This is a genomic window from Halomonas sp. DP8Y7-3 (genome assembly GCF_019801675.1).
In the GTDB taxonomy this organism is placed as follows: domain Bacteria; phylum Pseudomonadota; class Gammaproteobacteria; order Pseudomonadales; family Halomonadaceae; genus Halomonas; species Halomonas litopenaei_A.
In genome coordinates, this window is record NZ_JAHVIO010000004.1 from 657,036 (window position 1) to 669,717 (window position 12,682).

The 12,682-nt window shown below is 59.1% G+C and carries 8 protein-coding genes; 6 read left to right on the forward strand and 2 right to left on the reverse strand.

Going from position 1 to position 12,682, the window contains the following annotated elements:
• The first annotated feature begins 13 nt into the window (after nt 1-13).
• The 6 genes from KUV86_RS08205 (at nt 14) to KUV86_RS08230 (ending at nt 10,381) form a co-directional block, all read left to right on the forward strand.
• Nucleotides 14-754: an SDR family NAD(P)-dependent oxidoreductase gene (locus KUV86_RS08205; protein WP_222484363.1), complete on the forward strand. Its 741-nt coding sequence runs from the start codon at nt 14-16 to the stop codon at nt 752-754.
• A gap of 23 nt (nt 755-777) precedes the next feature.
• Entirely contained in the window at nt 778-1,581 is an 804-nt protein-coding gene (locus tag KUV86_RS08210; protein ID WP_222484364.1) for a hypothetical protein, read from the forward strand.
• A 328-nt stretch (nt 1,582-1,909) separates the two neighbouring features.
• Nucleotides 1,910-2,893: a TAXI family TRAP transporter solute-binding subunit gene (locus KUV86_RS08215; RefSeq protein WP_206942338.1), complete on the forward strand. Its 984-nt coding sequence runs from the start codon at nt 1,910-1,912 to the stop codon at nt 2,891-2,893.
• Nucleotides 2,894-3,059: 166 nt separating this feature from the next.
• Entirely contained in the window at nt 3,060-4,874 is a 1,815-nt protein-coding gene (locus KUV86_RS08220) for a TRAP transporter permease (RefSeq protein ID WP_222484365.1), read from the forward strand.
• 439 nt (nt 4,875-5,313) lie between these two features.
• Nucleotides 5,314-8,163 carry a type VI secretion system Vgr family protein gene (locus KUV86_RS08225; protein ID WP_222484367.1) on the forward strand — a complete coding sequence of 950 codons (2,850 nt, stop codon included), beginning with the start codon at nt 5,314-5,316 and terminating at the stop codon, nt 8,161-8,163.
• 1 nt (nt 8,164) lies between these two features.
• Nucleotides 8,165-10,381, forward strand: coding sequence for a hypothetical protein (locus KUV86_RS08230; RefSeq protein WP_222484369.1), 2,217 nt, complete (start codon nt 8,165-8,167; stop codon nt 10,379-10,381).
• A 115-nt stretch (nt 10,382-10,496) separates the two neighbouring features.
• On the opposite strand, the gene KUV86_RS08235 is transcribed toward KUV86_RS08230, so the two are convergent.
• Nucleotides 10,497-11,441 carry a formylglycine-generating enzyme family protein gene (locus KUV86_RS08235; RefSeq protein WP_222484370.1) on the reverse strand — a complete coding sequence of 315 codons (945 nt, stop codon included), beginning with the start codon at nt 11,439-11,441 and terminating at the stop codon, nt 10,497-10,499.
• 477 nt (nt 11,442-11,918) lie between these two features.
• Nucleotides 11,919-12,551, reverse strand: a complete 633-nt coding sequence (locus KUV86_RS08240) for a hypothetical protein (RefSeq protein WP_261397567.1) — start codon at nt 12,549-12,551, stop codon at nt 11,919-11,921.
• Nucleotides 12,552-12,682 lie beyond the last annotated feature (131 nt).

Genomic DNA, 12,682 nt, shown 5'->3' on the forward strand with positions numbered 1-12,682 from the left:
GGAGGATCGTTTCATGACACTCAAGCTTGAAGGCAAGGTGGCTCTGGTGGTGGGAGGTGGCAGCGGTATCGGTCGCGCCATTGCCTCGCTGTTTCACGCCGAGGGCGCCGTCGTTGCGCTGGCGGATCGTAACGCCGATGCCTGCGCCCAGCTGGCCGATGAGCTCGATGCGCGGGCCAGCGTCCACCGCGTGGATGTCTCCGACGAGGCCTCGGTGGCGGCCATGGTCGCTGAGGTGATCGGCCGCCATCAACGCATCGACGTGCTGGTCAACAGCGCCGGAATACTCGACGAAACGCCGTTTCTGGAGATGAGTGCGGACACCTTTGACCGCATGATTGGCATCAACCTGCGCGGGGTCTTTCTGGTCAGTCGGGCCGTGGCGCCACACATGGTGGAGCGCAGGAACGGACGCATCATCAATGTGGCTTCACAGCTGGCGCTCAAGGGCGGCACGGGGCTGTCTCACTACTGCGCGGCCAAGGCCGGGGTGCTGGGGCTGACCAAGTCCATGGCCCGGGACCTTGCTCCCTACAACGTGCTGACCAATGCGATTGCCCCTGGCCCTATCCTGACCCCGATGCTGGAAGGGCTGAGCCCGGAGTGGATCGCCGACAAGGAAGCCGAATTGCCCCTCGGGCGTTTCGGCAGAGCCGAGGAGGTGGCGCCTTCGGCGCTGATGCTGGCGGCGTCGCCGGACGGTGATCTGTATCTTGGCCAGACGCTTGGGCCCAACAGTGGCGACGTGATGTAGCCATCGTCCACGGGAGCCCCTTCATGGTGACTCTTCTGCTGATCAAGTGGCTGGCGACCGCGTCAGTTGTGATCGGTGTCTCGTTGGCCGCCGTCCGCCTGGGCCCCGGGATTGGCGGGGTACTGGCCGGCACCCCGATCGTGCTGGGGCCAGGTTACTTCTTCATGCTGAGGGAGCAGCCAGGTGGCCTGGTCGCAGATGCCGCGCTGGGGTCATTGCACGCCATGCTGGCCACCCTGGCCTTCTGTCTGGCCTTTGTGCTGGCGTCGGGTCGCTTTGGAGCCTGGGCCAGCGCCGGTATTTCCGCGGGCCTGTGGTGGGTGGCAGCAGCGGTCGCCAATGCGCTACCCGGTGGTGTGGGACTGGCACTGATCGTGTTTCTTGCCTGTCTGGCCATGGCCATGCGACGGCTGCGCTCGCTTCACCTGGCATCGGTGTCGGTATCGGCGCCGGTACGCTGGGTCGATCTACTGCTACGGGGTTCTCTGGCGGGCGCCATCGTGTGTCTCGCCACGCTGTTGGTCGGCACCTGGTCACCCGCGGTATCGGGCATGGTGCTGAGCTTCCCGATCGGTATGCTGACCATCGCCCTGACCCTGCACCAGCGCTACGGAGCAGCGGCAGCGCGTGCCACCCTGGCCAGCACCCAGCTGGGCATGTTGAGCCTGGTGGCCTTCAGCGCCGTCCTCGCACTCAGTGCCGATACTCTTCCCCCCACGACCGCCTTCAGCCTTGCCGTAGCGGCAGCGTTAGCCACCAGCGGCGCCTTATGGGCGAGGCAGGTGGTTGGCTGGCGCTGCGCGAGGACTTCCAGGAAATCCGGCTAGGCTCATCGATGACATGCAAAAAAAACCCCACCGAGGTGGGGGAAAGAGAGAGACCTGCTTAAGTCTGGTGAGCGATAGCAGGCTTACTCGACATGCCTGATTCTGCAAAAAGCTCTGATGCGCGTTTCCGTAGGGTGTCTCCCTCATTCGTGATTCAGAGGTGTCTCTTAGTCAGGCGTGGTCGGCATTTTGGCCCTGCCATGGCGAGAAGGGCGTCAGTCGAATATGCTGTTGGCCGGCCAAGCCCGGCAGGTGTGTACCTGGCGCGGCACTATAAAGGAAAGAAGAGGTGCTGGCCCCGCCCATTGTCGACTGGAGACACCACCCCATGCGTCATCTTCGTAGCCGAGGCTCCAGGGCCTTGACGGCCGTGCTGGCCGGTACCTTTCTGCTGAGCGGTCTAGCGGCTGGCACCGCCAGTGCGCAGACTCGCCTGACCTACAAGTCGGCGTCTGCCGGCACCGCCTATTACCAGATGGGGGTCGAGCTATCCGAAGCCATCAAGGCCGGTACCGAGGGTGAGGTCACGCTCACCTTGGAAGAAAGCCAGGGATCGGTGCAGAACGTCATGGAAGTGATGGCGCGGCCCGGTAATTATGTCTTTACCTCGCCCCCGGGCCTGGTCAGCAAGGCACGCGAATCCAGCGGCCCGTTCGAGAACCGCAACCATCCGCGCTTCCAGGAGATTCGCGCGCTGTTCCCGATTCCATCACTGACCATGCATTTTGTGGTGGCCGGCGAGCAGGACACCCTGTCGCTGGATGAACTGGCTGGCAAGCACCTGTTGATCGGCCAGGGCTCCTTCGGCGCCAGAGAGGCTGCGCGCTATCTGGACCTGTTCGAGCTTGCCGACCAGGTCGAGGTCGACGACGCCGACGTGGGCAGCGCTCCCGATGCGCTCAAGAATGGCCAGATCGACGCCTTTGCCACCGCGAGTTCTTTCCCCGCGCCCAATGTGATCGAGACAGCGGCGAGCCACGATGTCGGACTGGTGTCCTTCAGCGAGGCCGAGGTGGAGGCAACCGGAGCTGCGCCTCAGATCATTCCCGCCGGTACCTATGCGGGTGTGGATGAAGACGTGCTGACCACGTCACTACCGGTGGTGGCCTATACCACCAGCGCGATGGATGAAGAGACCGCCTACACCCTCACCAAGACCTTCTGGGAACGGCGAGAGGCGATGGCCAAGACGTCCCCCTGGTGGCAGGCCATTTCTCCCCAGATGCTGGCTAACCTCGAGGGACCGCTGCATCCCGGAGCGCTTCGCTACTACGAGGAATCCGGCGTTCAGATTCCTGACGCTCAGCGCTGATCATTCCTTGAGCTGACAGCGTATTCGCCATGAATGCCATTCCCGGCTGCGTGGCGAATACGCGTTTTCCTGGCTCCTCTTTATCGTCTTTCCGTAAAACTGGCCTGGCCACTGCCGCGAAGATCACTTCGGGTAATGGCACCGTCCCTGCTGAAATAGTGATGTCATGAGTTCAAGCGATGCCGCCCGCTCGGCCACCGACAACGACGCCCGACGCACCCTCACGCCTGTGTGGGTGGGCCTGGGAACCCTGTCGGTGGTGTTCCACCTTGGCCTGATCTTCCATGGCCTGACTCCGGCGCTGATCAGTCGCCCTCTGCACATGGCGCTGGTGCTGCCATGGGTACTGGTGTTTTCCGCCCGTACTCGCTGGCAGCATGCCAGCGGCCTGGCACTGACGGCGCTGGGTGTCGCTGCCTGTCTGTTCATCGTCATCAACGAGGATGCCCTGAGCGGCCAGTATGGCTTTATCGATACCCCGCTGCAGATGGCGGTGGGCGTGCTGTTAATCGTCGTCGCGCTGGAAGCCGCGCGGCGTGCGATCGGCTGGCCATTGCCACTGGTGACGGCGTTGGCGCTGGGCTACGCGGCCCTGGGCCAGTATCTACCCGGTGAGTTCGGTCATCCGGGGCTGCCCATGGCAAGCCTGGTGGGCTCTCTGACCATTGCCGAGGGTGGCCTGTGGGGCAAGCTGACCGGGGTCAGCGTGTCGGTGGTCGCCATCTTCGTGATCTTCGGTGCGGTGCTGAATGCCGGTGAAGCGGGTCGAGGATTCATGAACCTCGCAGGTGCCGCGGCGGGTCGTCTGACCGGAGGTGGCGCCAAGGTATCGGTGATCTCGAGCGCCTTGATGGGGTCGATCTCGGGCTCGGCGTCGGCCAATGTGGCCTCCACCGGCGCCATCACGATTCCTTCCATGGCCCGGCTTGGCTACCCGCGCTCGCTGGCCGGTGCGGTCGAAGCGGTAGCCTCGTCCGGTGGCCAGATCATGCCGCCGTTGATGGGGGCTGGCGCCTTCGTCATGGTCGAGCTGACCGGGACTCCCTACACCGAGATCATGGGCGCGGCGCTGCTGCCGGCGTTTCTCTACTTCGCCACGGTGTGGATCGGTATCAATGCCTTCGCGACTCGCCATGACTTGAAACCTGTGGCTGCGGAAGATCGCCCGGCGCTGCGTGAGGTGGTCACGACGGCACTGTTCTTTGCGGTGCCCTTCGCGATCCTGCTGGAACGTATCTTTCACGGCGGCAACACGCCCCAGTATGCTGCCAGCGTGGCGATCTTCGCAGGGCTTGCCCTGTTGGCCATGAATGCCGAGCTCAAGGTGTCGGGGGCGGAGTTTCGCGCGCGCCTGGCCCAGGCAGCGCTGACGGCCGGTCGCCAGATTGCCGTCATCGGAGCCATAATTCTGTGCGCCTCCCTGGTCATTGGTGTGCTGGCGCTCACCGGGCTGGGGGTCAAGGTGACCTCTGCCATTCTGTCGCTGTCCGGTGGGCAGCTATGGCCGGCGCTGCTGCTGACCGCGCTTGCCTGCCTGGTACTGGGTATGGAAGTGCCGACCACTGCGGCCTATGTCATCTGTGTGTCGGTGGCTGGACCCGCGCTGACCGAGCTGGGGTTGCCATTGCTGACGGCTCACCTGTTCGTATTCTGGTTCGCGCTGCTCTCCACCATCACCCCGCCGGTGTGCGGGGCGGTGTTCATCGCTGCTGGCATGGCCGATGAAAACTGGCTCAAGGTCGCGGCCAAGGCCATGGCGCTGGGGGTCGGTCTGTACCTGATCCCATTGGCCATGGTGGCGCATCCGGCGCTTTTGGATCTTGGCGGTGGGATTGTCCTTGCCCTGGGCACGACCCTTGGCGTGCTGCTTGGCCTGGGGCTGACGTCCTACGGACTGATCGGACGCTTCCGCTGGTGGGTCAGGTTGGTGCTGGTGGCGTTGGGGCTTGGCGTGATCTTCGTGCCCTGGCCTGTGCTCTGACCGGTGTTCTTACCGGTGCTCTGGTCTGTACTCTGTCCGGTGCTCTGGTCTGTACTCTGAGCCGTTCTCTGGCTGTTACGACGGGGGCAAGGCCATCGAAAAAACGGTGGTCGTTAGACGATAATTCCTGCATCGATGATGTGATGATGAGTGAGCGACGGGAGCGAAAAAAGGATAAATAGCTGCTTTTCATGAGCGGCTATTCCGTGCGTTTTATTGTGAAGTTTGTAGGTTCTTCTAATAAAAAATTGTCGCTTTCTCGGAAAGTCATTGCGATTTGATGGCTCACGTCGAGGGCTTGGGTAGGATTCTCCTGTGACTACATGGATGTTGCCAGGAGAGGATCTTTCATGCCCATTACGTGCGCTAGATTGGATATTGATCCCTTGTCGATGGCCTGCCATCGAACGCTGTGCCGATGCCAGCAAGGCTGGCATTTATGAGCGATCCCTCCTGGTGGAAGGCGCTACGCGCCTCTTTCGATATTCCGCTGTTACAGAACGAGCGGCTGCTCCAGCTTGAACTGCACGGTGCCACGTTAGCGGGCCCAGTCCTGATCCCCCACCGTCTGGTCGGGCAGGAGCAGATGTCACGCCCGTTCTGCTATCGCCTCGATGTGATCGCCCAGCGAGGCGATATCGAGCTCAAGTCCTTGATGGCCCAGCCCGCCACCATCGCGATTCGTCAGGCCGACGGGCGCTACCGGTCGCTGTCCGGTCTGGTCGAGACCGCGGCGCTATTGGGCGAGGATGGCGGCGTCTTCTACTACCAGCTGACCCTGGTGCCTTGGCTTGCGATGCTGAACCTGGGACGCGACAGCCGCATCTTTCAGGACAAGAGCGTCCTTGAGATCATCGAAGACGTCTTTTCTGGCCATGATATCGCCCGGGGCGGCTGGCGCATCGACGTACGTCGCGACTACCTGGCGCGCAGCTACTGCGTGCAATACCGCGAGAGCGACTACCATTTCGTCAACCGCCTGATGGAACAGGAAGGCCTGTTCTACTACTTCGAGCATTCTCAGGGCGATGGCCAGCACATTGGCCACAACGATAGCCACAACAGCAGCCTCAACAACAGCCAGAGCGCCGGTAGCCCAAGCGGTGAGACCGCTCTTCACCGTCTGGTGATCACCGACGATGTGGCCACCTGCCAGGCGGTCGCGCCGCGCCAGATTCGCTTTCATCGCCAGGCCGCCACCGAGACCGAAGACGCGCTTACCCAATGGGGCGGACGTCGCCAGCAGCAGGCGACAAGGGTCAGCCTTGCCACCTACGACTACAAGCAGCCTCGCCTGGTCAAGCGCACTGACCTGCTGTCCCGCGACAAGCAGGGTAACCTCTCGGACGAGGAGGTTTACGACGCCCCCGGCGAGTACTACTACCATGACCACTATCACGGCGAGCGGCTGACCGAGCATCGGCTCGCGGCCCTGGAATCTCGCGCCAAGCGCTTCTTTGGCAGTGGCGGCGCCCGCCAGCTTCAGGTCGGTCGCTTCTTCGAACTGACCCAGCACGCTCAACATGACCGCGGCGAGACTACCGAACGCGAATTCCTGGTGTTGGGCCTCAGCCTGTTCGCTGAGAATGCCCTGCCGGTCTCGGCCCACCTCCACACCTTGCCCGGCAGCCTGCAACAGGAACTGCTGGATGCCCGCCGGGCCCACGGACTTGAGGACGACAGTCTTCATTGTGACGACTACCAGCGTGCCGGTACCGGCCACTACCTGATGGACCTGGAGGCCCAGCGCCTGACCCAGCCCTACCGCTCGGCGCTGGATCATCCTCGACCTGTCATGGGGGGACCCCACACCGCCATCGTGGTGGGACCCGAGGGTGAGGAAATCCACACCGACCGGCTCAACCGGGTGAAAGTGCAGTTCCATTGGGATCGGCTGGGGCAGCGGGATTCCCAGTCGAGCTGCTGGCTGCGAGTCAGCGAGGCCAACGCCAGCGCCGGTTGGGGCGGTGTCTTTGTCCCGCGTATCGGCCAGGAAGTGATCGTCAACTTCCTCGAAGGAGACCCGGACCGCCCGCTGATCACCGGGCGCGTTTATAACGGTGATGAACAGCCCGAGTGGCATTCCAACGGTCTGCTATCCGGCTTCAAGTCCAAGACCTACCGGGGTAACACGTACAACGAGCTGGTATTCGATGACGCCACCGACCAGGAGCGGGTTCGTCTTAATTCCGAGCACGCCAAGACTCAGCTGAACCTGGGCTACCTGATCCACCAGCAGGGCAACACCCGCGGCGACTTTCGCGGTACCGGCTTCGAGCTGAGAAGCGACGCCTTTGGCGCTGTACGCGCCCATCAGGGACTGCTGCTGACGACCTGGGGGCAACTGGGCGCGAACGGTGAACAGCTCGCCCTGGCCCCGGCGTATCAAGAGCTCGCCAGCGCCTGGCAACTGGCCGATAGCCTCAGTCAGAGTGCGGTGGAGCACAGCGCCGACGCCTTGGCCGCCCGCGCCAACCTGAAGCAAGCCGCCGACGACACCCAGGGCGTGGCGGGTGAGGCCACCCAGGCCAACGCGTTCGACGGCGGAAGCGCACGCACGGCAAGCCTTGGCGGGCGCGGCCAGGCCGGGAGTTTGAAGCAGTCCTGGTTGCACCTGGCGTCTCCTGCGGGCATCGCCGCGAGCACCCCGCAGTCCACCCATTTTGTCCAGGGTAAGTCGCTCAGCGTCACCAGTGGTGAGGACATCAACCTGGCCACGGGCAGGAGCCTGCTGGGTGCGATATCCGAGGCGCTCTCGCTGTTCGTGCAGCGCGCCGGCATCAAGCTGTTCGCCGCCCAAGGCAAGGTCGATATCCAGGCCCAGTCAGATGAGATGGCCCTGACCGCCGAGAAGCAGCTGACCATCACCTCCACCGAGGACAGCGTGCATATCGCTGCCGAAGAGGAAATCCTGCTGACCAGCGGCGGAGGCTATATCCGCCTCAAGGATGGGGATATTCAGATCCACGGGCCGGGACTGGTGGACCTGAAGGGCGCGCAGCATAGCTTTGCAGGGCCGACAAGCTTGCAGCAGTTGCTGGCTCCATTGCCCGAGCCTCAAGGAATATTTTCCGAGTTTTTCGTTCTGCGTGACAAGAAGACGAATTTGCCCCTGCGTTTCGCAAAGTACCGGATCGTGACTGCAGAGGGCAGGACTGTCGAAGGTCGTAGTGACGAAGAGGGACGCACGCAGAAGGTAGTTACCCGTCAACCAGAGCGCCTGAGCATCACGGTTCTAGACCGGCTTGATGACCTGGATGACATTTTTGATGCGCAGGGAGGCGTGTGACATGACAGAGGCTTCGACACTACCCGCTGATACGGAAGATGGTAATGCCCAAACCCGCCTGATGCCGCAAGGGCGTGATGTTGCGATTGGAGGCTCGCCGCTGCTGTTTTATGCGGTGGGGCGAGATAAGTTGGTGAGCGTGTCACCCGAGGGAGCTGCGCACTTTATTGAGGAGTGCCGGTTAATGGAAACCGTGGTGGAGGAGCATCAACATGCACTTGATGAGCTATCCGCTGCCACTAGTAACTATATTGCGTTGATGATGTCGGACATCCGTGATCAACAGTTCGTTATGGACAGAGAGTCCTTGCGGCAACAGGTCCTGACAGCGCAACGCAAGGTGGACGAGAAAAATCGTGCGCTGAAGGATGTGATTGAGCCGCTGACGGAGTTAAGTAGCGAAACGAACAAGGTGATGGAGCTAATCCCTATTCAACGAAGAGCTTCAAGAACTGAACACTTCAGACTGGTGTACGCCAGGTCTCATATTATCAGAGCGATATCTGAAGAGATACCGTTAAGCGGTGGTGGCGGTAATGCTAGCCAGACGGTGCTCACCAACGGACGTGTCGATACTGACAAGCTAGTGCGCCAGATGGTGAATGTCAGTGGTGAAGCTAAGGTGAAAGCAGATTTTCCGTGGTTTGAAGATTGGCTGAAGAAGGAAAAAGAGACAGTTGATCTGTTCAAGTGGTCTGAGGCGATCAACGAAAACCTGTCTGCGAAGTACGAATTGCTTGAGGGTGAGGAACACGATAAGGATAGCTCGCGTGTTGAGCTATCTGCTGAAGCCCAGTTGATGCGCTGGACATCAGGTGCAAGTGGTATGAGCGGAGAGTTCAACCCCTTTCAAGGAAAAGCCTCCCTCAAGGCTGACGCAAAAGCAGAATTGGTCCTGGCGGAAGCCAAGGCATCATTGGATTTTTATACTCCCGCTGGTGGCCTGATGCTGGCCTGTGAGCTTCCCAATGAAGCCGGGATCATCGACCTGGGGATGATACGGTCGCATGCGTTTATCACCTGTAGTGGAGGGATTGGAGCCAGCGTAGCCGCCGAGCTGAGCTTGAATGTCGATATGCGGGATGGTCAGTTGCAGACTCGTGGGGTACAAGGACAGCTTGCCCAACGAGGACTACCCGGCGAGCAGCGGTCGGTGGTGCGTCAGTCAGGGGCACCCCAGCTGGACAATAGTGAAATCGCCGGGGGGATGGCGGCCTTTGCCGGAGGCCAAGCGATCGCAACCTTCGGGGTGCAGCTTGAATGGAAGAACCCCGAAGAAGGCAATAAGTTTAAACCTTTTGCAAAAAGCGCACCGAGCCTTGTTGGGTTGCTGGGGGCCGGAGCTGCCGCAAACTTTTCGGTCTACTATGATAGTGGCAAGTTTCGTATAACGGCCCAGGCAGGAGTGTGTTTCGGGCCAGGGATTAAAGGTAAAGTTGATTTTGAGGTGGATGCTGGACTGATATATGAGTTCGTGAAATGGGTAATTTACCAGCTGAAGAATATTGATTACTCAAGATTGCTGTTTATTGACGAAAGCGCTTTTCATGCGATAACTAGTATTGTTACCATGGCTGCAATTGAAGGGGGGCGACTGAGCGAATACCTCAGAGAAGAGGCATCAGACATTATTGATGACCTTGCTAGAACACTCGCAAAAACAAGAGTAGATATTGAAAATGCTTCAGCAAGAGGAAAACTTTCTGAGAGCATAAACGAGGGTAATGATGTGATGAAGCATGCCACACCAGATGCTAAAGGAATAGTAATATATTGGCTTATGCAAACAAATGCTTTTGATCGTTATCATCCAGCAAATCGAGATTTAGAAGGGTGGTGGGAAGATCCAAGTCTTTTTGGTTTTATGAATGACCGAAAGGAAGCGGTAATGAACGTATTACGTTTGATCCAATCGGTTAACGAGTATCGAAACGTCATGCAAAGAGTAACGTCTCGGATAGGTGAACTAATTCCCTGGAAAGAAGGCGAGAGAATAGTCGAGGAGTTCATGGGGCGTGGTGAGAGAGGCCTACCAAGGCCGCTATCTTCGCACTATGCTAGAGAGTTTATTCATTTGCAGGCTCGTTTGTGGGAGAAGACTAGGGTGGGAATGCCGATCGTAAGAAATGATAGTTTCACATACTCATCTCAAGAGCCTATTTCAAGATTTTTCTCCAGAGCTTGTGAAAATACCACACAATGTGTAGTTACAATATGATCCCATGCCGTATACTTTCGGTAGACCTTGTTCTATCAATGAGTCGTTACTTTGATAGAAAGTTTTTTAATAAGTTGACATGGCAGTGCTTGTCGTATTTGGTGGTTGGTGTCTGTTAATAAGTTTGTTTATTGATGGCACATCTTACGGTGTTTACTCGGTAAGCACTGTGGCTAGATAATCCTCTTGGGTCGTTATAAGATAAGTCCGGATTCTTCTTTCGACGATTTATCAATAAATTAGAGCTGTTTCCTTCTCCAAAATCAGCGCCACGTTGAACTCTCTGTGTTCCCATTATTGGTCCGGTCGGATTTCTCGTGGGGGAAACACTGTAGTAGTTTTCATCATACCAATCACTAACCCACTCGAATCCATTCAACCCCATTTGGTATAGACCTAATGGATTGGGAGGGATAAGTTTTATTGACTGGGGGCCTATTAGTGGGGACGGAGTACTGGCAAGGATTTCTGCCCGAGAAGGATAGTTCGTCCCACGGTTGATATAACCATCAGTGGTGGCAAATGGTAGGAATTGCCCTCGCGAGCGTGCTGCGTATTCCCACTGCGCCTCGGTAGGAAGTGAGAAGGGAAGTCCGGTCTGTTCACCCAGCCATTCGCAGTAGTCTCTGGCTTGATACCAATCCACACCGGCGGGCACGTCAGAAGCACGATACTCCACTTCAATACCTTCGGTATTGATCCTTGGCAACCCCATCGCCTCGGTATAGATGTCGTAGTCAGCGTAGGATACCTGGACGGCGGAAATGGAGAAGCTGTCCAGCGTCACTTCGTGCACGGGTTTATTGTCGCTATCCGCTGTATAGGTTCTTCCGCCAGAATTGGGCATAAGCGGCCCAAAATCTCCCATCTGGAAGCTGCCGCCTTCAACAAAGACCATGTTATCCATGGTTTTCTGGATGAGTGCCGCAACGGCCTCTTGGTTAACCGGTGAGCCGGCGTCCCTGTGGCCTCCGATTCCTTCCTGCGAAGCACTGCTGTCACACCCGGTCATCACGAGGCAGGCAATAATGGGTACGCTGAGTCGATAAAACCTTTCCATGGTTTCGCTCCATCACGATATTCGTGCGACAAGGGTGCTCGCAAAGCAAGCTTACCATTCGGCCTGACAGTGCCTTGTGAGCGATTTCCCACAAATTATTCCGATCTGTGGGTTCCCCTATCTCCTAGGGGGGCGTCATGGCTGGTCAGGTGGGGACAAGTGGGGACTAAGCGTCGACACGTATCGGTGGCCTGAAGGAGTTCTAACTCAACGACGGGGCTTGGGAGTTCGGAGGATGATAGTGATGAAGTGGGCCCTTCCCCCTGTGTGACTCTCCACCATAGGGAAACACTGCATAAATGCCTGCGCCGCCGACTTGCTGCGTTACGCGCTGCTCGAACTCCTCACCGATACCGCATAAGCTCCGGGTGCTGCGCTGCGGGCGCCTGGTACCGCTCGGCTGATGACGTCAGCGCTTCCATCGGGAAAGCGGCGGCAAGTACCTGCCACACCGCATACGTTATCGAGGTTGATGCATCATGTCGGTTTTTTTCGCGCAAACGTCGTTCTGAAATGCTCCCGTAGGGCGCCACTGTTTCCCAATGCCGGCTCTTGCTGCACCTCATCCATGAGCGGTCGGTTGGCGTACAGAATCCAGGTGTCCAGCGCTGGTCCCAGGGGGCGCATCAGTCGCAGTTGATCCGGGTAGAGGGCCAGGGCCTGCTCGGCGACGATGGCGGCGTCGGCTTGGCCGTCGAGCAGGCCTTCCAGGGCGGCGACGATGGTGGGGGCGTCGCGTTGTTCCAGTCCCGTTAGGTCGGTGTAGTGACGGGTCGCCGGTTGACGCAGGACGCTTGTAGGGTTGGCGACGTCCTTGCGTGCGACCAGTGCCAAGGGCCGGCTTGGGGCAATGAAGCTATCCACGGGAAAGGCGCGGTGCATGAAGCGTCCGACGCAGTCGGCGTGACTGAAATGGGCGCTGACCTGCAACACATAGTCGTGATGCCCGTCCACCAGGTCCTGAAAGGCCTGGGGGAAGTCGTTTACCAGCTGGACGGTCGGCGAGCGTGGGCTGTCTTTACCCCCAAGATCCTGACGCCGGAGCTCAAGATAGCGGGCCAGGACCAAGGCGTGGTTGCTGTCTTCAGGGCCGAGGGTGGCGAAGTTCATGGGTGCTCCGGTAGTGGGCAGACGATAGTGGGGATACTTCTTTTAGGCGAAAGCTTGCTCCGGGGCAACTCTGGTCGAACTGTCAGGGCGGGCGGTCTCTGGCAGAATACTCCCCCTGACGGACAAGCGAA